Here is a 26,286-nt window from a genome sequence, read left to right on the forward strand (position 1 = left end):
TCTCGTTCCAATAAGACCAAATCGGTCATTTGAGAGAAAATCAGGTAAATACAGATCTAGAATAAAACCTAAAACAACTAAGAATCAAAAGGATACTATTTGATTTCGGCTTAACTTAATGACATTGGACGAGAGTATTGGAGGGAATCAGCTGAATTTGTATGACTATGGAGCGAGAAATTATGACCCTGCACTTGGAAGATGGATAAATATTGACCCTAGTAGTGAAAATTATTTTTCATTATCGTCATATACATCATTTGCAAACAATCCAATATCATTTGTTGACCCAACTGGAAAAGATATTGTGTTTTGGAAGAAAAATGATAAAACTGGAGAATGGGAACAAGTTAAATTTAAAGAACTTGATAAAAACATTCAAAAAGGAATAGTAGACTTTGGAAAAACCAAAGCAGGATATAGTTTTTTATCAAGCTTTGCAAAAAAGGGAGATAAAATTGGAAGTTTGAGTTTTGATAAGGATGGAAAATATTCTAAACATGATTTGAATTTAAATGAAGTAGAAGGTGATACTGGATATGAAGGAGAAACAGAACGACCAATGATTTTTAGCAGTATAACTTTCGGAATAAATTTAAATAAAGATATGGAAAATCCAGGGGTTAATGTGGTAGAAACTTTAGGTCATGAAGTATTTCTACACTTGATACAGGGATTAGATGGTTTAATATCTGCACTTAAAAAAGGAGGAATTAGTGGCGCAATGGATTATGATAGAAGAGAATATGAATCAAATCCTAATGGATATAAGGATCATCGTGCTGTAAAAGAAGATATGCAGGGAAGAGCAAAAAAATATTATGAATATATTTCGCAGTTAAAAACTGTTCTCAATCCAGTTGAAGTCCAAAAACAAGTAAACAAGGATGTTAAGAAAACTTATTCAGTGGGTGTTCAGGATACTCCTAAAAGAAAGTAAAATGAAAAAAAAGTATTAAGTACAATCAGTATTTTATTAATATTAGTTTTTTCTTCCTGTAATAATACAGAAGTAATTAAAGAGAAAAATATTTATTATAAATTATATTCTGAAAAGGATAGTTTGATTGGATTTTCTTTAAGAAAATATGTATTTAGTCAAGATACAATTAAGGAAAAATATTTAACTATTGACTTAAATGGTAAAAAGACATATGATTATAAACGGATATTTTATAAAAAAGAAGGAGATGTTTTTATTTTTTCAAACATAAAAAATGATAATACTAAATTTTTATATTTTTCTCCTGATAAAAAAGATACTTGTTTTCATGTTAACAGGAAGATAGAAAATTTTTATCTATGTAGTAAAGGAAAAGTAAAATTTAAAAAATATAATGATGCATATAAAGTTTATTACGATGAGAGAGGTTTTGATTCGAGAAAAGAGACTTTAATATTAGATAGTGATTATACAATATTGGCTAGATTTGAAGATTGCTATGATTATAGAAAAGAAATTATTGTAGAAAATAATGATATTACTGAAGATGAAAAATTGAAACTTGAAAATGCTAGTAAGCTGATTTTATGGTGGTAGTGGGATTTTCCCACTGGCGTTCGTTTGTCAACAATTCTGCCGCTTGCTTATAGGCGAGTGCCTACTTAGATTAAAAGAAACATCGTAGCGTTTGTAACGCGGTTAAAACAACAAAGCCACTTCATAACGGAGTGGCTTTTGTGTTTTATAGAATACTTTGAATTTTTCTTTTGGCTATAAAAGCGTCAATAACTGAAAAAATATGATTGCGGTCTTCGGGTTCAAATTTAGATACTTCTAAAATACGGGAACTGGTGTTTTTATCAATCTGTACATCTTCTTTACCAGTAAGGTAATCTAAAGATACATCGAGTATATCGGCAATTTTACGGGCAATATCAATAGAGGGAAAAACTTCGTTTCTCTCGTATCTTCCTAATACATTTTTATGAATACCCAATTGACTGGCTAAGTCGGTTTGGGATATTCCTTTTTGTTTTCTAAGTTCCGAAACTACACTCCCACTCGTCCTCGTTTGTAAATAACTCTGGTGCTTGCCTGTGGCGAGTATCTACTTTAAATTAGAAAACAAATCGTAGCGTTTGCAACGCAGTTATATTAACAAGTTACTTTATGATGAATGTTTTTTTTTTTTTTTTAGTAAGCCACTACATTTTAATGTAAGCTTTTTGAGTTTTATTTGACAGTAATATCAATAAGTTTAAGCGAGTTTAATTTTCGACTTTTGATTTGATTTAACACATAAAAAAAAGAGTCTAATAAAGCAAAATGACGCTTTATTAGACTCTTTTTTTGTAACAAATAGTGTTAAAATTTTATTTTTTAGGCTTAATTAAAAAAGCGTTGGGATAGCTTTTTTTGATTTCGATTAAATTTCGTTCAGCTTCAATGCGGCTTTTAAAATTCCCTATCCAAACTTTGTAATTAGGTGTGTTGAACACGATAGTTCCGTCTAAATGGGTGAAATTTTGTTTGCAGTCGCTTAAGGTCTTTTTTGCTTTTTCGCTAACGCCACTAAAAACCTGAATTTTATATCGTTCATTTACAGCTATTGAGGAGTTGATTTTTCTTTTTTCGCTTAGCAGTTGTTCGAATTTAGGATTTTGCTGAATGTTAATTTTTGTTTCCTGAGCGGATACTTTTAGGCTTAAAATACTTAGATAGGCAATGTAGAAAATGCTGTTTTGAATAGTTAAAATTCTCATAACGTGAAGATTTTTAAGTAAAATTACTAATTATATACTTAATGTGAAATAAAAAACTTATTTAGAATTGATATAAATTGTTGTTTGGGTTGTTTTAGGGTTTTGAGAATAGTTCTTAAGTCGTATTTTTGTGGCTGTTTAAAATAAAGGGACGTTTTTATATGAAATTGTTGTATAAAAAATTGTGCCAATTTTTAGTAGATAATCATTATACTTTATGAAAAAGGTGGGTAACCATAATTCGAACTCAAGGAAAATGTTTTTAAGTTTAGCGATGATGCTGGCTTTTTCCTTCTCTTCATTTGCGCAAGATGCTGCTCCTGCAGCTCCAACCGAGGCTGCTCCTGCAGCTGCTACTGCCGGTGGTGATCCGGTAAAAGGTAAGGCGCTTTTTAATTCTAATTGTGCTGCTTGTCATAAGCTTGATGCTAAGTCAACAGGGCCTGCTTTGAGAGGGGTTGCTGATAAACATGATGCAGAATGGCTTTACAAGTGGATTCATAACAGTTCTGACATGATTAAGTCAGGTGATGCTGCTGCGGTTAAGTTGTTTGAAGAAAACAATAAGGCAGTAATGACATCTTTCCCTCAGTTGTCTAATGAGGATATTGATAATATTATAGCATATACTTCTGAACCAAAAGCTGAGCCTGCTGCGGGTGCTGCTACAGGCGCTGCAACTCCTCCGGGAACTGATGTTAGTGGAGGTAACTCTAATAATATGATATTAGGAGTGCTTGCGTTGGTTTTAGTGGTTTTAGTAGTGATGTTGTTTATGGTAAACAATGTCTTGAGAAAAGTTGCTAAAGCAAATGGAATTGAAGTAGCTGCTAAGGCTGAAAGTACTCCAATATGGAAGGCTTTTGTTAAAAATCAATTTTTAGTATTGGTTTCTTGTATTTTCTTGTTACTTGCTAGTGGTTATTTTGTGTATGGTTATTTCATGCAGGTAGGTGTTGATCAAGATTATGCTCCGATTCAGCCAATACATTATTCTCATAAAATTCACGCTGGTGATAATGAGATTAACTGTAAATATTGTCACTCTGCTGCCAGAGTAAGTAAAAATGCTGGTATCCCTTCTTTAAATGTTTGTATGAACTGTCATAAGAATATTTCAGAAGTTGCTGAAACTACGGCTACTCCGGAATACAGCAAAGCTTTCTATGATGCTCAAATTCAAAAATTATACGATGCAGTGGGTTGGGATAAAACAACTCAGTCATATACTGGAAAAACACAGCCAGTTAAATGGGTTCGTATCCATAATTTACCTGATTTTGTTTATTTCAATCACTCACAACACGTAACTGTTGGTGGAATTGAATGTCAAACATGTCACGGTCCTGTTGAGACTTATGAAATTCAAAAACAATTTGCTCCATTAACTATGGGTTGGTGTATTGATTGCCATAGAAAAACTGATGTTAAAATGGAAGGAAATGGGTATTATACTAAGATACATGAAGAACTTTCTAAGAAATATGGTGTGGATAAATTGACTGAAGCACAAATGGGAGGTTTAGAATGTGGAAAATGCCACTATTAATCAAATTATTAAGATTTTAATATATATATACAATGTCATCAAACAAAAAATACTGGAAAAGTGTTGAGGAACTAGAAAATGGTTCTATTGTTGAGGCGCTTAGAAATAACGAGTTTGTCGAAGAAATTCCTACGGATGAATTTTTAGGGAATGCTGATGCAATGGCGTCATCTTCAACATCAAGACGTGATTTTCTAAAGTACGTTGGGTTCAGTACTGCAGCAGCTACACTTGCAGCATGCGAAGGCCCTGTGAACAAGTCGATTCCTTATGTATTACAACCGGAGCAAATCATTCCCGGAGTAGCAGATTATTATGCAACTTCTGTTTTTGATGGTTTTGATTTTGCAAATCTACTTGTTAAAACACGTGAAGGGCGTCCTATTAAAATAGATAATAATACTATTTCGGGAGCTAAATTTGCTGCAAATGCCAGAATTCATGCCTCAATATTGTCATTGTATGATAATATGCGTTTGAAAGAACCAAAAGTTGAAGGTAAAGATTCAGCTTGGTCTGTAGTAGATTCAAAAATTAAATCAAGCATTGCTGAAGCGAAAGCTAAAGGTGGTCAGGTGGTTTTCTTAACAAACACTTTAGCGAGTCCTTCGACAGAAAAATTAATTGCTGATTTTATTGGTTCAAATCCAAATGCAAAACATGTAATTTATGATGCTGTTTCTTCTTCTGAAGCTTTAGATGCTTTTGAAGCTGTTTATGGAGAAAGAGCTTTAGTAGATTATGATTTCTCAAAAGCATCTCTTATTGTTTCTGTAGGAGCTGATTTCTTAGGAGATTGGCAAGGTGGAGGATATGATGCAGGATATGCGCAGGGAAGAATTCCTAAAAACGGAAAAATGTCCCGTCATTTCCAATTAGAAGCTAATATGACTTTGTCTGGTGCTGCTGCTGATAAGCGTTTGCCTATGTCAGTTGCTAATCAAAAGCAAGCATTAGTACTTATATATAATATCATTACAGGATCATCTGTAGCGGTTAACTTATCACCGGAAATTAAAGCTGAAGTTACTAAGGCTGCTCAGCAATTAAAAGCTGCGGGTTCTAAAGGGCTTTTAGTTTCAGGTATTCAGGATAAAAATGCACAATTATTAGTCTTGGCTATCAATCAGGTTTTAGCTAGTGAAGCTTTCTCTACTGTTGGTGCAAGACAAATAAGAAAAGGTTCTGATGCACAAGTGGCTCAGTTAATCAATGATATGAAAGCGGGAAGTGTTCATACTTTGATTATGAGTGGGGTGAACCCGGTTTATACTTTGGCTGATTCAGCTTCTTTTGTTGAGGGTCTTAAAAAAGTAAAAACTTCTGTTGCTTTATCTATTAAAGAGGATGAAACTGCTGCTATTGCAACTATTGCTGCTCCGGTTCCTCATTACTTAGAGGCTTGGGGAGATTTAGTTCTAACTAAAGGAACTTATAGTTTAACACAGCCAACTATCCGTCCATTATTTAAAACAAAACAGTTTCAGGATGTTTTGATGTCTATTAATGGTCTTAGCGGAACTTACTACGATTATTTAAAAGCTTATTCGGCATCATTTATTGCAGGTTCAACTTGGAATAAAGTTTTGCACGATGGAATTTTTGTTGGAGCTCCTGTTGCTTTGTCAGGTGGTACGGCTGATTATGCCGGTGCTGCTGCTGAATTAGCAAAATCAAAAGCAGCTAACGGATTAGAATTAGTTTTATATACTAAAACGGGTATGGGTGATGGTCAACAGGCTAACAACCCATGGTTACAAGAGTTCCCGGATCCAATTACAAGAGTATCTTGGGATAACTATGTTACAGTTTCTAATGCTGATGCAAAAACATTAGGTTTGTCTAATGAGATAGTTGCTAATGGTGGATTGAACGGTAGTTATGCTACAATTACAACTGCTGATGGGGCTAAATTAGAAAATGTACCAGTTATTGTTCAACCAGGTCAGGCTGTTGGAACAGTAGGTTTAGCTTTAGGATATGGTCGTAAAGCGGCTTTGAAAGAAGAAATGCAGGTAGGTTTAAATGCTTACGCTTTATATAAAGGTTTTAATGATGTTCAATCAGTTGAATTAGTTAAAGCTGCCGGAGAACATGAGTTTGCTTGTGTTCAAGGTCAAAAAACTTTAATGGGTAGAGGAGATATCATTAAAGAGACTTCTTTAGAGATTTTCAATACTAAAGATTCTAAAATCTGGAACAAAACTCCAAAAGTATCATTAGATCACAAAGAAGTAGAAGCTACTTCTGTTGATTTATGGGAATCTTTTGATCGTTCTGTAGGTCATCACTTTAACCTATCTATCGATTTAAATGCTTGTACAGGTTGTGGAGCTTGTGTGATTGCTTGTCATGCTGAAAACAATGTGCCTGTTGTAGGTAAATCAGAGGTAAGAAGAAGCCGCGATATGCACTGGTTGCGTATTGACAGATATTATTCTTCTGAAGAAACTTTCGTAGGAGATAACGAAAGAAAAGAAGGAATTGCAGGTTTATCTAGTTCGCTTTCTACTTTCAATGAAATGGAAAAAGCTTCAGATAATCCACAGGTTGCTTTCCAACCGGTAATGTGTCAACACTGTAACCACGCACCTTGTGAAACAGTTTGTCCTGTTGCTGCAACTTCTCACGGTCGTCAAGGTCAAAACCACATGGCTTATAACAGATGTGTTGGTACTCGTTACTGTGCTAACAACTGTCCTTATAAAGTACGTCGTTTTAACTGGTTCTTGTACAACAAAAACAGTGAGTTTGATTACCACATGAATGATGATTTAGGACGTATGGTATTGAATCCGGATGTTAATGTTCGTTCTCGTGGTGTTATGGAGAAATGTTCTATGTGTATCCAAATGACACAAGCCACTATCTTAAATGCTAAGAAAGAAGGTAGAGAAGTAGTTGATGGTGAATTCCAAACGGCTTGTTCTGCAGCTTGTTCTTCCGGAGCAATGATATTTGGAGATGTTAATGATAAAGCAAGTAAGGTTGCTAAATTAGCTGCTGATGAAAGATCATACCACTTGTTAGAGCATGTTGGAACAAAACCAAATGTGGTTTATCACGTAAAAGTTAGAAACACTTAAGAAATAAATTTAAAATCAATATAAAGGAATATGTCTCATATATACGACTCTAGTATTAGAAAGCCTTTAGTTATAGGTGATAAATCTTATCACGATGTAACAGTAGATGTGGCAGCGCCTGTCGAAGGTTTGGCTAATAAACATTGGTGGATTGTATTTTCAATCGCTTTAGCAGCCTTTCTTTGGGGAATAGGATGTATAGTTTATACGATATCTACAGGTATTGGAACATGGGGATTAAATAAAACAGTTGGATGGGCTTGGGATATCACTAACTTCGTTTGGTGGGTAGGTATTGGACACGCTGGTACACTTATCTCTGCAGTATTATTGTTGTTCCGTCAAAGATGGAGAATGGCAATTAACCGTTCGGCAGAGGCGATGACAATTTTCTCGGTTGTACAAGCAGGTTTGTTCCCGATTATTCACATGGGACGTCCTTGGTTAGCTTACTGGGTATTACCTATACCAAATCAATTTGGATCTTTATGGGTTAACTTTAACTCGCCATTACTTTGGGACGTATTTGCAATCTCTACCTATTTGTCAGTATCATTAGTTTTCTGGTGGACTGGTTTATTGCCTGACTTTGCAATGCTTAGAGATAGAGCTGTTACTCCATTTAATAAAAGAGTATATTCAATCTTGAGTTTCGGATGGAGTGGTAGAGTAAAAGATTGGCAACGTTTTGAAGAAGTATCTTTGGTACTTGCCGGTTTAGCAACTCCTCTTGTACTTTCTGTACATACCATTGTATCTATGGACTTTGCTACTTCGGTAATTCCGGGATGGCATACTACAATTTTCCCTCCTTACTTCGTTGCAGGAGCGGTATTCTCAGGATTTGCGATGGTTAACACCTTGCTTATCATTATGAGAAAAGTTTCTAACTTAGAAGCTTACATTACTTTACAACACATCGAGTTGATGAACATTATCATTATGATTACCGGTTCTATCGTAGGTGTGGCTTATATTACTGAGTTATTTGTTGCTTGGTATTCAGGAGTAGAGTATGAGCAATATGCGTTCTTGAACAGAGCTACCGGACCTTACTGGTGGGCATATTGGGCGATGATGACTTGTAATGTTTTCTCTCCACAATTTATGTGGTTTAAAAAGTTAAGAACAAGTATCATGTTTTCATTTGTAATTTCGATTGTTGTAAACATAGGAATGTGGTTTGAGCGTTTTGTAATCATTGTAACTTCTTTACATAGAGATTATTTACCGTCTTCTTGGACAATGTTCTCTCCAACATTTGTAGATATTGGAATTTTCATTGGAACAATAGGTTTCTTCTTTGTGTTGTTTTTATTGTATTCAAGAACTTTCCCTGTAATTGCACAGGCAGAGGTTAAAACAATCCTTAAAGCAACAGGAGATAATTACATTAGAGAAAGAGAAGCAAATAAAGATTCACACCATGAGTAGTAGTAAAGTAATATACGCCATTTATAATGACGATGATGTATTGATGAATGCGGTTAAGAAAACCAGAGCAGCTCATCATCATATTGAAGATGTTTTTTCTCCATTCCCGGTTCATGGTTTGGATAAAGCTATGGGAATAGCACCTACTAGATTAGCAATTTGTGCATTCTTATATGGATGTGTTGGTATTTCTGTTGCCACTTTCATGATGAGTTATATTATGATTCATGACTGGCCACAAGACATTGGAGGAAAACCTAGTTTTAGTTTTATCCAAAATATGCCATCTTTTGTGCCAATTATGTTTGAGATGACTGTATTTTTTGCAGCTCACTTAATGGTTATTACTTTTTATATGAGAAGTAGATTGTGGCCTTTTAAAGAAGCTGAAAATCCTGATGTAAGAACTACTGATGATCATTTCTTAATGGAAGTAGCTATTAAAGACAATGAGGAAGAATTAGTTTCTTTTTTCAAAAGTACAGGTGCTGTAGAAGTTAAAGTAATAGAAAAGAATTAATTTAGATATGAAAAGGGTATATAAAATAACACTATTGTTAGGCATAACTATTTTAGTAGCTTCATGTCATAATGATAAAGAGCCGAATTATCAGTATTTTCCAAATATGTATGAGTCAGTAGGCTATGAAACTTATTCAGAATCTAAAGCTTTTCCTGATGGTAAAGAAGGTTTACTTCCTGCTGAAGGAAGTATTAACAGAGGTTTTGAACCTTATGAGTATCCAAATACTACGGAAGGTTATGAATTAGCTAAAGCAAATTTAAAATCACCATTGGATTCATTAGATAGAAATTCTGATAAAGGAAAAGAACTTTTCGATATCTATTGTATTAGTTGTCATGGTGCAACTGGTAATGGTAAAGGAAAATTAGTTGAGAGAGAGAAATTCCTGGGAGTACCTAGTTATGCTGACAGAGAAATTACTGAAGGAAGTATATTTCACGTTCAGACTTATGGTTTAAATTCAATGGGTTCTCATGCCAATCAATTAAGTGTTCATGAACGTTGGTTAATTGCTGACTATGTTCTTAAACTTAAAAGCCAATTATAATTGTTGAACAAACTGATCGTAATAGATATGTACACATTTTCAAGTAAATTAAAAACTTTTTCTATCATCTTAATGGCCGTTGGTATATTAGGAATAGCTTATGGTTTTTTAAACGCACCAAAAGATATTCATGAAGTTGAGAAAATACTCGCTGCTGAATCTCACGGTGGTCACGGAGAAGCACATCATGAAGAAGCTAAAGCAGGAGGTGCTCACGCAGCAGCCCATGGAGAAGAAGCTAACGCAGCTGTTTCTCAACATGCTAAAGCTGATGAAGCTAAAGAAGCATCAGAACACGAAGAACATTTGACTCATGTTTTGCACCAATTGCAAAATAAGCCTTGGGCAGCCTTATATGTTGCTTGTATTTTCTTTATGCTTGTTGCTATGGGAACTTTAGTGTTTTATGCAATTCAACAAGTAGCACAGGCTGGATGGTCTCCGGTTTTGTTCAGAGTTATGCAAGGTATTACAGCTTACCTTCCTTATGGTTCTGTAATATTTTTTATAATATTAGTTTTATGTGGTCTTCACTTCAATCATTTATTCACTTGGTTAGCTGATGGTGTAACTGATCCTAAAAGCGCTAATTATGACGAATTGATTGCTGGAAAATCAGGTTATTTAAACTTTGGTTTCTGGATTGTAAGAGCAGCAATTTTCTTGTTGGGTTGGAATTTATACCGTCATTATTCTCAAAAGAACTGTTTGGCTCAAGATGAGGCTAATGATAATTCTTTCTACAAAAAGAACTTTAAATTATCAGCAGGATTCTTAGTGTTTTTTATCGTTTCTGAGTCTATTATGTCTTGGGATTGGATTATGTCATTTGATCCACACTGGTTTTCTACATTGTTTGGATGGTATGTATTTGCAAGTTTCTTTGTAAGTGGAATTACTATGATTGCTATGGTGACTGTTTACTTAAAATCAAGAGGTTACTTAGAATATGTAAACACAAGTCATATTCATGATTTAGCTAAGTTCATGTTTGGTATCAGTATCTTTTGGACTTACTTATGGTTCTCTCAATTTATGTTGATTTGGTATGCTAACATTCCTGAGGAGATTACTTATTTTGTAACTAGAATTAACTTATACAATCTTCCATTCTTTGGAGCTGTTGTTATGAACTTTGTTTTCCCGATATTGATTCTTATCAATACTGATTTCAAAAGAATTACTTGGGTAATTGTTATGGCTGGTATTGTTATTTTAGCAGGTCACTATATTGATTTCTTTAATATGATTATGCCTGGTACTGTAGGAGATCAATGGTTTATTGGTGTTCCTGAAATCTCATCAGTTCTTTTCTTCCTTGGGTTGTTTATTTTTACTGTATTTACAGCATTAACTAAAACTCCTTTATTAGCAAAAAGAAATCCTTATATCGAAGAAAGTAAACATTTCCATTATTAATTTTTAAAGAGATAAACAGATGACAAGTTTGTTGGTAATTATAGTTTTAGTTTTATTAGCTGTTGCTTTATGGCAATTGACTAAAATATTTGACCTTACTCAAGTGGGTTCTTCTTCAGATAGTTCTCAGGTAGCTAATGATAAAGACAATAATATTCAAGGATATTTGATGTTTGGTTTTTTAGCATTCTTATATGTATTTACTATATATGGTTTGCTTACTTGGGGTAATTTACCTCTTCATACTCCTGCTTCTGAGCACGGAACAGAAGTTGACAGATTAATGAATATTACTTGGGTTTTAATTTTTGTTGTTCAGGCAATTACTCAGTTATTATTACACTACTTTGCTTTTAAATACAAAGGTAAAAAAGATCAAAAGGCTTTATATTTTGCTGATAACAATAAGTTAGAAGCTTTATGGAGTATCATTCCTGCAGTTACATTAGCCGGTTTAATTCTTTACGGATTATATGCTTGGACTAATATTATGTTTGTTGATGAAGATGAGGATACTATTGTAATCGAATTATACGCTCAACAATTTAAATGGACTGCCAGATTAGCTGGAGAAGATAACGTTCTTGGGAAAGCTAATGTTAGATATATTGAAGGTGTAAATACTTTAGGAGTTGATTTAGCTGATCCTAATGCACAGGATGATATTGTTGTAACTGAATTACACATTCCAAAAGGTAAAAAAGTACAATTCAAATTCCGTTCTCAGGATGTTTTACACTCAGCTTATTTTCCTCATTTTAGAGCACAAATGAACTGTGTACCTGGTATGGTTACTGAATTTGCTTTTACTCCTACTTACACAACTGCTGAGTATAGAGAATTGCCTTATATGATTGAAAAAGTAGCTCATATCAATGAGTTAAGAGCTAAGCAAAGCCTTGATTTAATTGCTAAAGGTCAGCCTGGTTTAGATCCTTATACTTTTGATTATTTGTTGCTTTGTAATAAAATTTGTGGTTCTTCTCACTACAATATGCAAATGAAGGTTGTGGTTGATACACCTGAAGATTACAAAAAATGGTTAGCAGATAAAACTACTTTAGTTAATGAGGTGAAAGCTTCATTAGAAAAACCTGCTGATGACGCATCAGGAGAAACTAAAAGCAATGATACACTAGCAGCTGCTAATGAAGTTGCTGTTAAATAATTTATTAAGAAAATTTAAAGTTTAATATATGTCAGCAGAAGGTCACGATCACGCTCACGATCACGAACACGAACACCACCATAAAGAGACATTCATTACTAAATACATTTTTAGTATTGATCACAAAATGATTGCTAAGCAATACCTTATTACAGGTATTATTATGGGAGTTATTGGTATTAGTATGTCTTTGCTTTTTAGAATGCAATTAGCATGGCCAGAAGAGTCTTTTAAAATTTTCAATGTTTTATTAGGTGATAAATTTGCTCCTGAAGGTGTAATGGCTAATGATGTTTATCTTGCCTTAGTTACAATACACGGTACCATCATGGTATTCTTTGTATTGACAGCCGGATTGAGTGGTACGTTTAGTAACTTGCTTATTCCGCTTCAAATTGGTGCAAGAGATATGGCATCCGGATTTATGAATATGATTTCTTACTGGTTGTTCTTCTTGTCAGCAGTAGTGATGTTAAGTTCATTATTTGTAGAAGCTGGTCCTGCATCAGCAGGTTGGACAATCTATCCGCCTTTAAGTGCTTTACCGCAGGCAATTCCTGGATCAGGTGCTGGTATGACTCTTTGGTTAGTATCGATGGCTTTATTCATTGCTTCTTCTTTGATGGGATCTTTAAATTACATCGTAACTGTAATCAACTTAAGAACTAAAGGAATGTCTATGACAAGACTTCCTCTTACTATCTGGACATTCTTCGTGACAGCAATTATTGGTGTTATTTCGTTCCCGGTATTATTGTCTGCAGCTTTATTGTTGATTTTCGATAGAAGTTTTGGTACTTCATTCTTCTTATCTGATATTTATATTGCTGGTGAAGTTTTACATTACCAAGGTGGTTCTCCTGTATTGTTCGAACACTTATTCTGGTTCTTAGGTCACCCTGAGGTTTATATCGTAATCTTGCCTGCAATGGGTCTTGTATCTGAAATTATGGCGACCAATTCTCGTAAACCAATCTTTGGTTACAGAGCGATGATTATGTCAGTTCTTGCAATTGCATTTTTATCTACAATTGTATGGGGTCACCACATGTTTATCTCAGGTATGAATCCTTTCTTAGGTTCTGTATTTACATTTACTACTTTATTAATTGCAATTCCATCTGCTGTAAAAGCGTTCAACTGGATTACAACTTTGTGGAAAGGTAACTTACAATTAAACCCTGCTATGTTGTTCTCAATCGGGATGGTTTCTACTTTCATTACAGGAGGTTTAACAGGAATCATTTTAGGAGATAGTACATTAGATATTAACGTTCACGATACTTACTTTGTAATTGCTCACTTTCACTTAGTAATGGGTATCTCTGCACTTTACGGAATGTTTGCTGGTATTTACCACTGGTTCCCTAAAATGTATGGTAGAATGTTAAATAAAAATTTAGGTTACGTTCACTTTTGGATTACTGCAGTATGTGCTTATGGAGTTTTCTTCCCAATGCACTTTATTGGATTAGCAGGTTTACCAAGACGTTACTATACAAACACTAACTTCCCGTTATTTGACGATTTGCAAAATGTTAATGTATTAATTACAACATTTGCATTAGTTGGTGGAGCTTTCCAATTAGTATTCTTGTACAACTTCTTTAGCAGTATCTTCTACGGTAAAAAAGCAGAGCAAAATCCATGGAAATCTACTACATTAGAATGGACTACTCCGGTAGAACACATTCACGGTAACTGGCCAGGAGAAATTCCTGAAGTTCATAGATGGGCTTACGATTACAGTAACCCTGAACACGAAGAAGATTTTGTTCCTCAAACGGTTCCAATGAAACCAGGTGAATCAGTTTTACACCACTAAATATTATAAAGACCTTCTGAAAAGAGGGTCTTTTTTTTGTTAATCAAAAAAAGTAATTCCCAATATTTTAAATCCCAATGATGTATAGTCTTATATTGGGATTTGGGATTTTTAATTTGGAATTTAACTGTTTTAGAAACTGATTACTTTGTCTATCTTTGTTACATGAATGAAAATTTAGACCCAACAAACAAACGCTTTAATTCAGAAGAACTTGATCTTGAAAAAAGATTAAGACCTCTTACTTTTGATGATTTTGCAGGACAAGATCAGGTTTTGGAAAATCTTAAAGTTTTTGTTGCAGCTGCAAATCAACGAAATGAAGCCTTAGATCATGCTTTGTTCCATGGACCTCCGGGACTTGGGAAAACAACATTGGCAAATATTTTAGCTAATGAATTGGGTGTAGGAATCAAAATAACTTCGGGTCCTGTGCTGGATAAACCGGGCGATTTAGCTGGTTTGTTGACTAATCTCGAAGAAAGAGATGTTTTGTTTATTGATGAAATCCATCGTTTGAGTCCTGTAGTTGAAGAATATTTGTATTCGGCTATGGAGGATTTTAAGATTGATATTATGATAGAATCCGGGCCTAATGCCCGAACAGTTCAAATCAATTTAAATCCATTTACCTTAATTGGTGCTACAACCCGTTCAGGACTTTTAACAGCGCCTATGCGAGCTCGTTTTGGTATTTCTTCCAGATTGCAATATTATACAGTTGAATTGTTGACTACCATTGTGCAAAGAAGTGCTTCCATATTAAAAATGCCTATTTCTATGGAAGCCGCTATAGAAATTGCAGGAAGAAGCAGAGGAACACCAAGGATTGCAAATGCTTTGTTGAGAAGAGTTCGTGATTTTGCTCAAATAAAAGGAAACGGAACTATTGATATTGAAATTTCAAAATATGCCTTAAAAGCACTGCATGTTGATGCTCATGGTTTGGACGAAATGGATAATAAAATACTGAATACCATAATTGATAAATTCAAAGGTGGGCCTGTAGGATTGAGTACTTTGGCAACTGCTGTTTCCGAAAGTAGTGAAACTATCGAAGAAGTTTACGAGCCTTTTTTAATTCAGGAAGGTTTTATTATGCGTACTCCACGCGGACGTGAAGTTACCGAGAAAGCCTATAAACATTTAGGAAAAGTTAGAACTAATATTCAGGGAGGATTATTTTAGGGGGGAAGAGGGAAGTAGGGAGTTGGAAGTAATCCACAATTAAGAAACTCCTCTTTTAAACTTCTAACTCCCTACTGCCAACAAAAAAATATAAAATCATGAGTTTTAAATTCGAAAAATTAATTATCTGGCAGAAGTCTATGGATTTTGGAGAAGAGATTAATTTTGTTATAAAAGACTTCCCTAAGCACGAAATGTATAATCTTTCGTCTCAAATGTTAAGAGCTTCAGATTCTATAGCTTTAAATATTTCAGAAGGGGCTATTGAACAGTCGAATCCCGAATTTAGTAGGTTTTTAGGTTATTCTGTTCGATCCTTAGCTGAAGTTGTTACTTGTTTGTATAAAGCAAAAAGAAGAGGTTATATTAGCAATGAAGTTTTTGATAAATTATATAACGATTCGTTTAATTTGATGAATATGACTATTGCTTTTAAAACGAAATTGAAATAATAATGGCTTCTTCCAACTCCCAGCTTCAGGCTTCCCGCTATACATCATTCATCAAATCCGAAGCCAAACGCCTCGGATTTTTGTCTTGTGGAATATCTAAAGCGGGTTTTCTGGAAGAAGAAGCGCCTCGATTAGAAAATTGGTTGAATAAAAACCTCAATGGGAAGATGAGCTATATGGAGAATAATTTTGACAAGCGACTCAATCCTACTTTATTGGTTGATGATGCTAAAAGTGTAGTGTCACTTTTATTGAATTATTATCCCGAAAAAGAACAAGTTCAGGATTCGTATAAGATTTCTAAATATGCTTACGGAAAGGATTACCATTTTGTTATAAAGGAAAAATTAAAAGAATTACTTTTCTCCATTCAAGAAAATATTGGAGAAGTTTCAGGTCGTGTTTTTGTTGATTCTGCGCCAGTTTTAGACAAGGCTTGGGCTGCCAAAAGTGGTTTGGGATGGATAGGGAAAAACAGTAATCTATTGACCCAAAAAGTAGGTTCTTTTTATTTTATAGCTGAATTAATTATAGATTTGGATTTGGAATATGATAATCCTACAACTGATCATTGTGGAAGTTGTACTGCCTGTATTGATGCTTGCCCCACGCAGGCTATTATTGCTCCTTATGTTGTTGATGGGAGCAAATGTATTTCGTACTTTACAATTGAATTAAAAGAAAATATTCCTTTGGAAATGAAAGGATATTTTGATGATTGGGTATTTGGATGTGATACCTGTCAGGATGTTTGTCCGTGGAACCGATTTTCTAAAAGTCATAACGAACCTTTGTTTAATTCCAATCCGGCTCTGCTTTCGATGACCAAAAAAGATTGGGAAGAAATGACCGAAGAAACCTTTAAAATTGTTTTTAAAGAATCGGCTGTTAAGCGAACTAAGTTTCAGGGATTGAGTAGAAATGTTAATTTTTTGAAGAAATGAGAAAATTAGTGCCTAAATTTTAAATTATTTATGAGCTGTTTTTCGGTGATTTTTTTTAAATTTATTATTCTAAAATATTTTCAATATGACTGTAAATCAAATATTAAGCACGAAAGGGGATACTGTGTATTCAATTGTTTCGACTATTAGCGTTTATGATGCTGTTAAGATAATGGGTGAGAAAAACATAGGTGCAATACTCGTTATTGAAGATGATTTGTTAAAAGGTATTTTGTCTGAGAGAGATTATGCGCGAAAGATTGTTCTTAAAGGAAAATCTTCCAAGAGTACTTTGGTTCAGGAAATAATGGTAAGTAAAGTGATTACTGTTAAGCCTACAGATGATTTAGATTATTGTATGGAATTGATGAGTTCTAATAAGATACGACATCTTCCTGTGGTGGATGAAAATAAAGTTATAGGACTGATTTCTATTGGGGATGTTGTAAAAGTGATAATTGAAAAACAAAAAGAAACAATTCACTTATTGGATTCTTATATTAATGGAGGTCAGGTTTAGTTTTAAATTTTGCAAATAAAGATGTTTTAGCCACAATTTTGTGGCTTTTTTTATGTTATCAATCTTTAGTTTTTTATAAAAGAATTATGAAAATGTTAACTTTTTACGTCAAGACTTCTATCTTTGTATATAAGATAAAACTGCTATAACTGTTAAAGGTGAAAAGCAGTTAATTAGTGAGCGAAATTTAAAAATATATTTTACAAAAAATACCGGATGATTGCACATTTACAGGGGAAGTTAGTAGAAAAATCGCCTACACAAATTGTTATCGATTGTGGAGGAGTTGGTTATGAGGTTCATATATCATTACATACTTATTCCTTGCTTCCTGTTTCTGATTTTATAAAAGTGTTTACCCATCTTCAAATCAAAGAAGATGCGCATACTATATTTGGTTTTGTAGAGAAATCAGAAAGAGAGATTTTTAAATTATTGATTTCGGTCTCGGGTATAGGTGCAGGTATTGCAAGAACCATGTTGTCGTCATTAGATCCAAAACAAATTATCAATGCAATAGCATCCGGTGATGTTAGTACCGTTCAGTCTATAAAAGGAATTGGAAGTAAAACAGCACAGAGGGTAATCTTAGATTTAAAAGATAAGGTGTTGAAATTGTATGATTTGGATGAAGTTTCGGTTGTACAAAGCAATACAAGCAGAGATGAAGCGTTATCTGCATTAGAGGTTTTAGGATTTGTTAGAAAATCTTCAGAAAAGCTTATCGATAAAATAATAAAGGAGAATCCGGAGGCATCTGTAGAATCGATTATCAAACAAGCATTAAAAAGCTTATAAGACACAGCAAAAACCAATTGTATGTATAAAATCTGTATTTTTTTGGCGGTTTTATTGTGTGGTTTTGTATCACTAGCTCAAGTAAATGAACCAGTTCAGGATACAACAAAAAGAGGATATTCCTTGGGTAAGATTGAAATTAAAGACCCTAAGAGTATCCTTTCGGCATATACTTATGATCCTAAAACCGATCGTTATATTTATACCAGCTCAGTTAATGGATTTTCAATTAAATATCCTTTAATCTTAACACCTAAAGAATACGAGAATTTAGTTTTGAAAGAATCGATGAAGGATTATTTCAAAAAGAAATCGGATGCTATTGATGGGAAAAAAGAGGGAAGTGAAGAGGCAAAAAAAGATTTATTACCTCGCTATTATGTGAAATCGGGATTGTTTGAATCTATTTTTGGGAGTAATACCATCGATGTAAAACCTACAGGTTCTGTAGAAATGGATATGGGAGTGCGTTTTACCAGACAGGATAATCCTTCGTTTTCACCCAGAAACAGGTCTAATTTAGCTTTTGATTTTGATCAGAGGATTAGTATGAGTTTGATGGGGAAAGTAGGAACCAGACTGAATGTAAATGCCAATTATGATACCCAATCTACTTTTGCTTTTCAAAACTTATTGAAATTAGAATATGCTCCAACTGAAGATGATATTATCCAGAAAATTGAAGTTGGAAATGTAAGTATGCCGCTAAATAGTTCTTTAATTAGAGGTGCTCAGAGTTTGTTTGGGGTCAAAGCCCAATTGCAATTTGGTAAAACCATGGTTACGGGGGTGTATTCTGAACAAAAATCACAAACAAAAACAGTGGTTTCTCAAAATGGAGGAACCGTTCAGGATTTTGATATTTTTGCTTTGGATTATGACAATGACAGGCACTTTTTTCTTTCGCAATATTTTAGAAACAAATATGATGCTGCATTAAAAAGTTATCCTTTTATAGACAGTAGGGTGCAAATAACCCGAATTGAAGTGTGGGTAACTAATAAACAAACACGTTTGAATACCACTTCTAATAATCTTAGAAATGTTATTGCGCTTCAGGATTTAGGAGAATCTCAACTGACTGGATTGGCAGACAGTGAACTGGTGGTTTTAGATCCTTCTACAGGAATGTTTAATAATCCTGCCGATTCGCCTTCGGATAACTCTAATAATAAATACAATCCTGCCCAAATTCAAACAGGTGGTGGCTTGTTGAATTCTAATATCCGTGAAATGGCAACCTCCAGTTCCGGATTTAACGCTACTGTAATAGAAGGACAGGATTATTCGAAACTTGAAAATGCCCGAAAGTTAACCTCCAATGAATTTACTTATCATCCGCAGTTGGGTTATATTTCACTACAGCAAAGATTGTCTAATGATGAGATTTTGGCTGTAGCTTATGAATATACCATAGGAGATCAGGTGTATCAGGTTGGGGAATTTGGTAACGATGGTGTTGATGCAACATTGGTTACAGGAACTCCACAATCGACTCAGGCAGTTATTACGCAAAGTTTAATTTTGAAAATGCTGAAAAGTAATTTGACGAATGTAAAGAATCCGGTTTGGAACTTGATGATGAAAAATATTTATCAAATTCCGGGGGCTTATCAAATCAAACAGGAAGATTTTAGATTCAATATCCTTTTTACGGATCCATCACCATTAAATTATATTTCTCCGGTGGCAGGAAGTTCTTTTCCGTCAAATCCATCGCTGGAAAACAAAGTGGCCGAAACACCATTGTTGAATGTTTTTAATTTGGATAAATTAAATTATAATAACGATCGTCAGTTAGGTGGGGATGGTTTCTTTGATTTTGTTCCGGGCTTAACAATGGATAGTCAAAACGGACGAATTATTTTTACCACTAAAGAACCATTTGGAGAATTGTTGTTTTCAAAATTAGCCAATCCAAATTCAGGCGAAGATTATAATAATTCGACTACTTACAATGCTAATCAGGCTAAATATGTGTTTAGAAGTATGTATCGAAACACACAGTCCGGAGCATTGCAGGACAGCGAAAAGAATAAGTTCTTGCTGAGAGGAAGATATAAATCCTCAGCTGGTGACGGAATTCCAATTGGAGCGTTCAATGTGCCGCAAGGTTCAGTTGTGGTTACTGCCGGTGGTAGAATTTTAGTCGAGGGTGTGGATTATAGTGTGAATTATCAATTAGGAAGGGTTCAAATTTTAGATCCGTCGTTGCAGGCATCAAATACGCCTATTAATGTTTCGCTTGAAAATAATTCCATTTTTGGTCAACAAACCCGAAGATTTATGGGAGTGAATGTAGAGCATAAATTTTCGGATAAATTTACCTTAGGCGGTACTTTTTTGAAAATGACTGAGAGACCATTTACACAAAAATCAAATTACGGACAGGAATCGGTTAATAATACCATTTTTGGATTTAATACTAATTTTTCAACTGAGGTTCCGTTTTTTACAAGATTAGCCAATATGCTTCCTAATGTTGATACTGATGTTCCGTCGAATTTGTCCATAAGGGGAGAAATAGCATTCTTAAAACCGGATACTCCAAAAGCAGATCAATTTAATGGCGAATCCACTCTTTATGTAGATGATTTTGAAGGTTCGCAATCTACTATCGATATGCGTTCGGCTTATGCCTGGAGTTTAGCATCAACGCCTGAAGAAAATACAAATAGTGCTTATAATTTTAATGCTAAAGCTAATGATTTGTCTTATGGACATAAAAGATCCAAATTGGCCTGGTACACTATTGATCCGATTTTTTATGTGCAGCGACCATCGGGAATATCGAATGACGATATTTCGTTGAACTCTACCAGAAGAATTTATAGCAAAGAGTTGTATCCAACATTAGACATTGCTCAAGGACAAACTCAGGTAATTAATACTTTGGACTTAACATATTACCCGTCTGAGAGAGGGCCGTATAACAATAATTCGAGTTTTAATTTGAATCCAAAAGAAAATTTTGGAGGAATTATGCGTTCAATAAGCTCAACTAATTTTGAGCAGGGAAATGTCGAGTACATTCAGTTTTGGGTCTTAGATCCTTATGTGGGTAATGGAAAATCAGAAGCGACTAATACAGGTAAGGTCTATTTTAACTTAGGAGAAATATCAGAGGATATATTAAAAGATGGTCGAAAACAATATGAAAACGGATTAGGTCCAGATCAGGTTTTGGTGAATCCAAGACCAATTTGGGGAGATGTTCCTGCATCGCAATCTTTGATTTATACATTTGATGCTGATACTCAAAACAGAAGGAATCAAGATGTTGGATTAGATGGTTTGTCTAATAATGCTGAGACTGCTGTTTATGATAATTTCGCCTCAGAACCGGATCCGGCAGCCGATGATTACACTTTTTACCTTAACTCTAATGGTGGCGTAAAAGAGCGTTATAAAAATTATAACGGAGTTGATGGTAACTCTGCGGTTGATATAAACGATCCTAACCGTGGGGCAACAACATTTCCTGATGTTGAGGATGTGAACAGAGATAATACGATGAATACGATTAATGCGTATTATGAGTACAGCATTGATATGAAACCTAATATGCAAATTGGGGAGAATTATGTTACGGATGTTAGAGAGGCTGATGTGACATTACCTAACGGAGCAACAACTGCAGCGCGATGGATTCAGTTTAAAATTCCTGTTTCACAGCCTGAAAATAAAATAGGTAGTATTGAAGATTTTAGATCCATTCGTTTTATGCGAATGTTTATGACAGGATTTGAGGATGAAGTAACGATGCGTTTTGGAGCTTTGGATTTAGTTCGTGGAGAATGGAGAAGATATACTACAACATTAGATCCTGCTGATACTAATGTTGGCGATGATAATACGGAGTTAGATGTTATTGCGGTTAATGTTCAGGAAAACGACACCAGATGTCCTGTAAATTATATTACACCTCCGGGGGTTCAAAGAGAACAGTTGTATAATAATAATACCCTGATTAATCAAAATGAGCAATCATTATCTTTAAGAGTTGCCGGAGAAGGTTTGGAACCGAACGATTCAAGAGCTGTATTTAAAAATGTAAGCGTGGATATGCGTCAGTTTAAAAAACTGAAAATGTTTTTACATGCCGAATCGTTGAAGAATGAAATGCTATTACAAGATAATCAAATGGTAGGTTTTATACGTTTTGGAAATGATTTTACACAAAATTTTTATCAAATAGAGATTCCGTTAAAGGTTACCGAAACAACAGATGGTGTTTGTAAATACACTGCCGATGATGTTTGGCCGGAGGCCAATGAAATCGATTTGTCATTAGCATTGTTGACCCAATTAAAAGTAGAAGCCATGTCAGTTGACGCCAGTACGCTGCCATTGGATGGAATTTATTATAAAAATGAGGACGAATTAGACGGAAGTTTGGCAAGTAAAATCAATAAACTGCGATTAGGTATTAAAGGAAATCCTAATTTTGGTTTGGTGCGTACTTTGATGGTTGGGATAAAGAGTAACGAGCCTCATCAGAAAATTAAAGGAGAAGTTTGGTTTAACGAACTTCGTTTGGCCGAAATGGACAATCGCGGTGGTATGGCTGCTGTGCTGAATGTGGATACAAACTTTGCTGATTTTGCAACTATTTCTGCAACCGGAAAAATGAGTACTGTAGGTTTTGGAACTATTGAACAAGGTCCAAATGAAAGAAGTCGAGAAGATATTCAGCAGTATAATATTGTGACTAATCTGAATCTGGGGAAACTATTGCCTAATAAATGGGGTATTAATTTACCTTTTAATTACAGTGTAGGTGAGGAAACAATTAAGCCGGAATACGACCCTTTTAATCAGGATATTAAATTAAAGGAGCTTTTAAAGAATACTGCTGATGCTGATACAAGAGCTAATTTGAGAAATCGTGCGATTGATTATACTAAGCGTACCAGTATTAATTTTATTGGAGTGAGAAAACAAAGAGCGGCAGAGCAAAAACCACATATTTATGATCCGGAGAATTTTACTTTTTCTCAATCGTTTAATAAAGTAGAACATCATGATTATGAGGTTGAAGATTATCTGGATCAGCAGGCCAGTACTTCAGTTGATTATGCTTACACATTTGATAATAAAGCGGTGGAGCCTTTTAAGAAAACGAAATTCATGAAGAAAAGTTCGTATTGGAAATTATTGAGTGATTTTAATTTTAATTTTTTACCATCAAATATCACCTTTAATACCAATATTAACAGGCAATACAATCGTCAGCAGTTTAGACAGGTAGATAATGTGCCAGGTCTTGAGTTGAATCCTTTGTATCGTAGAAATTTCGGTTTTAATTATAACTATGGATTCAATTATAATTTGACAAAATCTTTGAAATTTAGTTATGCGGCTTCTACTAATAATTTGGTGAAAAATTATCTGGATCAGGACGATCAGCCTATCGATAGTTTTTCTATTTGGGATAGTTACTGGGATATAGGTGATCCTAACCGTCATACGCAGCAGCTTATTGTGAACTATGATATTCCTATTAATAAAATACCATTGTTTGGTTTTGTAAAAGCAAATTATACTTATACAGGGGATTATAGTTGGCAAAAATCGGCTAATGCCTTATCTGAAATAGTAGTGGATGGTACGGGGTTTAATTTAGGAAATACAGTTCAAAACGCACGTACTAATACTTTGAATGCTAGTTTTAATATGGATATGTTGTATAAGTATTTAGGTTTGTCCAAAAAACCAAAAGTAGCAGCCAGACCTACTGTTGCTCCTAGACCGGGTCAAAAAATTACGAGTACTCCGGTGAAGCAACAGGCTCAGTCTAGTCCGTTTGTTGATGGATTGTTGGGGGTTTTGACCAGCGTTAAGAACGTTCAGATTAATTATACTGAAAATAGTGGTACTATGTTGCCGGGTTATATGCCAAGTATAGGGTTTTTAGGTTCTTCAAGACCATCATTAGGATTTATTTTTGGTAGTCAGGATGATGTGCGTTATGAAGCAGCTAAAAATGGTTGGCTGACCAATTATCAGGAGTTTAATCAAAATTATACTCAGGTAAGTAACAAAGTTTTGCGTGCTACGGCTAATGTGGATTTGTTTCCTGATTTTAAAATTGATTTGACGATGGATCGATCTTTTTCTGAAAATTATTCAGAGCAATATGATGTGTCGGCTGATGGAACTTATAATTCGCGTTCACCTTATAATTACGGAATGTTTTCTATATCTACAATTTTGATTAAGACTGCTTTTTCTCAAAGTGATGAGAGTATTTCGGCAGCTTTTGACGATTTTAGATCCAATAGACTTTTAGTTGCAAATCAATTGGCAGCCGAACGTTATGGTAGTATTGTACCTAGGTACGATGCGGCAGCACTTCCGGCGGAGAATACAACTGCTCCGGAAACCGATTTAGCAAATCCTAATAATCCTGAACGAAAAAGAATTATTAGTAATGATGGATTTCCGATAGGTTTTGGGAAAAGTAATCAGGCGGTATTGTTGCCGGCTTTTGTAGCTGCTTATTCCGGAGCCGATGCTTCAAATGTTTCTACAAGCATTTTTAGAAATTTTCCTATTCCTAACTGGACGGTAAAATACAATGGTTTGATGCGTTATGATATGTTTAAAAAAACCTTCAGACGATTCTCTTTGCAGCATAGTTACAGGGCTTCTTATACAATTAATCAATACCGTTCTAATTTTGATTATGATAAAGATCCAAACGGAACAGATGATAATGGTAATTTTTATAATAAAACCATTATGTCTAATGTGAATTTAGTGGAACAATTTAGTCCTCTTCTTCGAATGGATTTTGAATTGAAAAATTCGTTAAAAGTCTTGACAGAGATTAAAAAAGACCGTGCTTTATCGATGAGTTTTGATAATAATTTATTGACCGAAGTAAAAGGGGTGGAATACATTGTGGGATTAGGGTATCGATTTAAAAACGTGGTTTTTTCTTCAAGACTGGCTGATAATCCTACCGGGGTTATTAAAGGAGATATTAATCTTAAAGCCGATTTGTCATATAGAAACAACCAAACTATTGTGCGTTATTTGGATTATGATAATAATCAATTGGCTGGTGGGCAAAATTTATGGTCTTTAAAAGTAACGGCTGATTATTCGTTTAGTAAAAATCTAACAGCTATTTTCTATTACGATCATTCGTTTTCTAAGGCTGTAATTTCAACATCTTTCCCTATAACTAATATTCGATCCGGATTTACACTTCGATATAATTTTGGGAATTAATTTTAAAATGGCAAAAGATTTAATTTGAAGATTGTTACATTTGCCAAAAAATAATAATTATCATATTTCAATTACTATTACTATGAATATACCTGCAAATTTAAAGTACACTAAAGATCACGAATGGGTAAGTCTTGAAGGAGATGTTGCAACAATAGGAATTACGCATTTTGCTCAAAAAGAGTTGGGTGATATTGTTTATGTTGAAGTGGAAACTTTAGATCAAACACTTGAAAAAGATGAAGTTTTTGGTACTGTTGAAGCGGTAAAAACTGTTTCGGACTTGTTTCTACCTTTAACCGGAGAAATAATTGAATTCAACACAGGTTTAGAAGATGCTCCGGAATTAGTGAATTCAGATCCTTATGGAGCTGGCTGGATGATAAAAGTTAAGGTTTCAGATTTAGCTGAATACGATACTTTGTTAACTGCTGAAGGCTACAAAGAATTGATTGGTGCTTAAGAAAATTTGTATCGGGGCTGCACTGTGTTGGACAGTGAATATTTTGTATCTCTGTTTAATAAGAATAAGCGAGCTTCCTGAAATTAAGATTTCATACATCGATAAATATATACACGCATTTTTTTATTTCGTGTTTAGTCTGTTGTGGTTTTATGCGCTTCAGTTTTATTTTAAAAGAGTAAGTCGTAAAAAGCTTTTTGTTGTTGTTGTTCTAATGGCTTTTGTGTTTGGAATCGCAATAGAATTGTTTCAAACTTTTTTGACAACTAGCAGAAGTGGCGATGTTATTGATGTTGTAGCTAATACTGCAGGTTCTTTACTGGCTATTTTGCTTATCCGGTTTTTAGGTAAAAATTTGTTTTTAAATAAAATTCAAGAATAAATACTAATCCTGCTTCGGCGGGATTTTTTATTGTTTTTCA

The 26,286-nt window shown here is 34.4% G+C and carries 20 protein-coding genes; 18 read left to right on the forward strand and 2 right to left on the reverse strand.

The features are described 5' to 3' along the window. Window positions 1–118: 118 nt before the first annotated feature. The gene (locus tag FDM27_RS00005) at window positions 119–940 is read left to right on the forward strand and encodes an RHS repeat-associated core domain-containing protein (protein WP_140484715.1); all 822 of its coding nucleotides are present in this window, start codon (window positions 119–121) and stop codon (window positions 938–940) included. Between the two features lie 123 nt (window positions 941–1,063). Beyond that, window positions 1,064–1,540 carry a hypothetical protein gene (locus FDM27_RS00010; protein ID WP_140484716.1) on the forward strand — a complete coding sequence of 159 codons (477 nt, stop codon included), beginning with the start codon at window positions 1,064–1,066 and terminating at the stop codon, window positions 1,538–1,540. A 145-nt stretch (window positions 1,541–1,685) separates the two neighbouring features. On the opposite strand, the gene FDM27_RS00015 is transcribed toward FDM27_RS00010, so the two are convergent. After that, window positions 1,686–2,051 (reverse strand): helix-turn-helix domain-containing protein, encoded by a 366-nt coding sequence (locus FDM27_RS00015; protein WP_140484717.1) that lies wholly within the window; start codon window positions 2,049–2,051, stop codon window positions 1,686–1,688. A 265-nt stretch (window positions 2,052–2,316) separates the two neighbouring features. After that, the gene (locus FDM27_RS00020; RefSeq protein WP_071184726.1) at window positions 2,317–2,706 is read right to left on the reverse strand and encodes an SPOR domain-containing protein; all 390 of its coding nucleotides are present in this window, start codon (window positions 2,704–2,706) and stop codon (window positions 2,317–2,319) included. Window positions 2,707–2,923: 217 nt separating this feature from the next. On the opposite strand from FDM27_RS00020, the gene FDM27_RS00025 reads away from it, so the two are divergent. From FDM27_RS00025 to FDM27_RS00100, 16 genes are all read left to right on the forward strand, one after another. After that, on the forward strand, window positions 2,924–4,255 hold the full coding sequence (locus FDM27_RS00025; RefSeq protein ID WP_071184727.1) for a c-type cytochrome: 1,332 nt from the start codon (window positions 2,924–2,926) through the stop codon (window positions 4,253–4,255). Window positions 4,256–4,287: 32 nt separating this feature from the next. Continuing rightward, the gene (locus FDM27_RS00030) at window positions 4,288–7,341 is read left to right on the forward strand and encodes a TAT-variant-translocated molybdopterin oxidoreductase (RefSeq protein ID WP_140484718.1); all 3,054 of its coding nucleotides are present in this window, start codon (window positions 4,288–4,290) and stop codon (window positions 7,339–7,341) included. Between the two features lie 30 nt (window positions 7,342–7,371). Next, complete coding sequence (gene nrfD, locus FDM27_RS00035) at window positions 7,372–8,775, forward strand: NrfD/PsrC family molybdoenzyme membrane anchor subunit (RefSeq protein WP_071184729.1); 1,404 nt, start codon at window positions 7,372–7,374, stop codon at window positions 8,773–8,775. Next, the gene (locus FDM27_RS00040; RefSeq protein ID WP_140484719.1) at window positions 8,768–9,295 is read left to right on the forward strand and encodes a DUF3341 domain-containing protein; all 528 of its coding nucleotides are present in this window, start codon (window positions 8,768–8,770) and stop codon (window positions 9,293–9,295) included. Before nrfD ends, FDM27_RS00040 begins: the two co-directional genes overlap by 8 nt. Before the next feature lie 7 nt (window positions 9,296–9,302). Beyond that, window positions 9,303–9,848 (forward strand): c-type cytochrome, encoded by a 546-nt coding sequence (locus tag FDM27_RS00045; RefSeq protein ID WP_071184731.1) that lies wholly within the window; start codon window positions 9,303–9,305, stop codon window positions 9,846–9,848. 27 nt (window positions 9,849–9,875) lie between these two features. After that, complete coding sequence (locus tag FDM27_RS00050) at window positions 9,876–11,267, forward strand: quinol:cytochrome C oxidoreductase (protein ID WP_140484720.1); 1,392 nt, start codon at window positions 9,876–9,878, stop codon at window positions 11,265–11,267. Window positions 11,268–11,286: 19 nt separating this feature from the next. Then, on the forward strand, window positions 11,287–12,435 hold the full coding sequence (locus FDM27_RS00055; RefSeq protein ID WP_140484721.1) for a cytochrome c oxidase subunit II: 1,149 nt from the start codon (window positions 11,287–11,289) through the stop codon (window positions 12,433–12,435). 28 nt (window positions 12,436–12,463) lie between these two features. Next, window positions 12,464–14,260, forward strand: coding sequence for a cbb3-type cytochrome c oxidase subunit I (locus FDM27_RS00060; protein WP_071184734.1), 1,797 nt, complete (start codon window positions 12,464–12,466; stop codon window positions 14,258–14,260). A gap of 165 nt (window positions 14,261–14,425) precedes the next feature. Beyond that, window positions 14,426–15,448 carry a Holliday junction branch migration DNA helicase RuvB gene (ruvB, locus tag FDM27_RS00065; RefSeq protein WP_071186244.1) on the forward strand — a complete coding sequence of 341 codons (1,023 nt, stop codon included), beginning with the start codon at window positions 14,426–14,428 and terminating at the stop codon, window positions 15,446–15,448. Window positions 15,449–15,546: 98 nt separating this feature from the next. Further along, window positions 15,547–15,900, forward strand: a complete 354-nt coding sequence (locus tag FDM27_RS00070) for a four helix bundle protein (RefSeq protein WP_071184735.1) — start codon at window positions 15,547–15,549, stop codon at window positions 15,898–15,900. Window positions 15,901–15,902: 2 nt separating this feature from the next. Further along, entirely contained in the window at window positions 15,903–16,844 is a 942-nt protein-coding gene (gene queG / locus FDM27_RS00075) for a tRNA epoxyqueuosine(34) reductase QueG (RefSeq protein ID WP_140484722.1), read from the forward strand. Between the two features lie 85 nt (window positions 16,845–16,929). Then, window positions 16,930–17,364, forward strand: coding sequence for a CBS domain-containing protein (locus FDM27_RS00080; RefSeq protein WP_071184737.1), 435 nt, complete (start codon window positions 16,930–16,932; stop codon window positions 17,362–17,364). A 216-nt stretch (window positions 17,365–17,580) separates the two neighbouring features. Continuing rightward, window positions 17,581–18,162, forward strand: coding sequence for a Holliday junction branch migration protein RuvA (gene ruvA, locus FDM27_RS00085; protein WP_140484723.1), 582 nt, complete (start codon window positions 17,581–17,583; stop codon window positions 18,160–18,162). A 21-nt stretch (window positions 18,163–18,183) separates the two neighbouring features. After that, entirely contained in the window at window positions 18,184–25,401 is a 7,218-nt protein-coding gene (gene sprA, locus FDM27_RS00090; protein ID WP_140484724.1) for a cell surface protein SprA, read from the forward strand. A gap of 82 nt (window positions 25,402–25,483) precedes the next feature. Then, window positions 25,484–25,864, forward strand: a complete 381-nt coding sequence (gcvH, locus tag FDM27_RS00095; RefSeq protein WP_071186246.1) for a glycine cleavage system protein GcvH — start codon at window positions 25,484–25,486, stop codon at window positions 25,862–25,864. Then, window positions 25,857–26,246 carry a VanZ family protein gene (locus FDM27_RS00100; protein WP_181161610.1) on the forward strand — a complete coding sequence of 130 codons (390 nt, stop codon included), beginning with the start codon at window positions 25,857–25,859 and terminating at the stop codon, window positions 26,244–26,246. Before gcvH ends, FDM27_RS00100 begins: the two co-directional genes overlap by 8 nt. Window positions 26,247–26,286 lie beyond the last annotated feature (40 nt).

The organism is Flavobacterium sp. GSA192 (genome assembly GCF_006386525.1).
GTDB classification, from domain to species: domain Bacteria; phylum Bacteroidota; class Bacteroidia; order Flavobacteriales; family Flavobacteriaceae; genus Flavobacterium; species Flavobacterium commune.

What these genes read in the sequence shown, in the direction of transcription:
- FDM27_RS00005 (WP_140484715.1), top strand. Translation starts at nt 119, where the DNA reads ATGACATTGGACGAGAGTATTGGAGGGAATCAGCTGAATTTGTATGAC.
- sprA (WP_140484724.1), top strand. Translation starts at nt 18,184, where the DNA reads ATGTATAAAATCTGTATTTTTTTGGCGGTTTTATTGTGTGGTTTTGTA.
- FDM27_RS00055 (WP_140484721.1), top strand. Translation starts at nt 11,287, where the DNA reads ATGACAAGTTTGTTGGTAATTATAGTTTTAGTTTTATTAGCTGTTGCT.
- FDM27_RS00030 (WP_140484718.1), top strand. Translation starts at nt 4,288, where the DNA reads ATGTCATCAAACAAAAAATACTGGAAAAGTGTTGAGGAACTAGAAAAT.
- gcvH (WP_071186246.1), top strand. Translation starts at nt 25,484, where the DNA reads ATGAATATACCTGCAAATTTAAAGTACACTAAAGATCACGAATGGGTA.
- queG (WP_140484722.1), top strand. Translation starts at nt 15,903, where the DNA reads ATGGCTTCTTCCAACTCCCAGCTTCAGGCTTCCCGCTATACATCATTC.
- ruvB (WP_071186244.1), top strand. Translation starts at nt 14,426, where the DNA reads ATGAATGAAAATTTAGACCCAACAAACAAACGCTTTAATTCAGAAGAA.
- ruvA (WP_140484723.1), top strand. Translation starts at nt 17,581, where the DNA reads ATGATTGCACATTTACAGGGGAAGTTAGTAGAAAAATCGCCTACACAA.
- FDM27_RS00040 (WP_140484719.1), top strand. Translation starts at nt 8,768, where the DNA reads ATGAGTAGTAGTAAAGTAATATACGCCATTTATAATGACGATGATGTA.
- FDM27_RS00060 (WP_071184734.1), top strand. Translation starts at nt 12,464, where the DNA reads ATGTCAGCAGAAGGTCACGATCACGCTCACGATCACGAACACGAACAC.
- FDM27_RS00080 (WP_071184737.1), top strand. Translation starts at nt 16,930, where the DNA reads ATGACTGTAAATCAAATATTAAGCACGAAAGGGGATACTGTGTATTCA.
- FDM27_RS00020 (WP_071184726.1), bottom strand. Translation starts at nt 2,706, where the DNA reads ATGAGAATTTTAACTATTCAAAACAGCATTTTCTACATTGCCTATCTA.
- FDM27_RS00045 (WP_071184731.1), top strand. Translation starts at nt 9,303, where the DNA reads ATGAAAAGGGTATATAAAATAACACTATTGTTAGGCATAACTATTTTA.
- FDM27_RS00050 (WP_140484720.1), top strand. Translation starts at nt 9,876, where the DNA reads ATGTACACATTTTCAAGTAAATTAAAAACTTTTTCTATCATCTTAATG.
- nrfD (WP_071184729.1), top strand. Translation starts at nt 7,372, where the DNA reads ATGTCTCATATATACGACTCTAGTATTAGAAAGCCTTTAGTTATAGGT.
- FDM27_RS00070 (WP_071184735.1), top strand. Translation starts at nt 15,547, where the DNA reads ATGAGTTTTAAATTCGAAAAATTAATTATCTGGCAGAAGTCTATGGAT.
- FDM27_RS00025 (WP_071184727.1), top strand. Translation starts at nt 2,924, where the DNA reads ATGAAAAAGGTGGGTAACCATAATTCGAACTCAAGGAAAATGTTTTTA.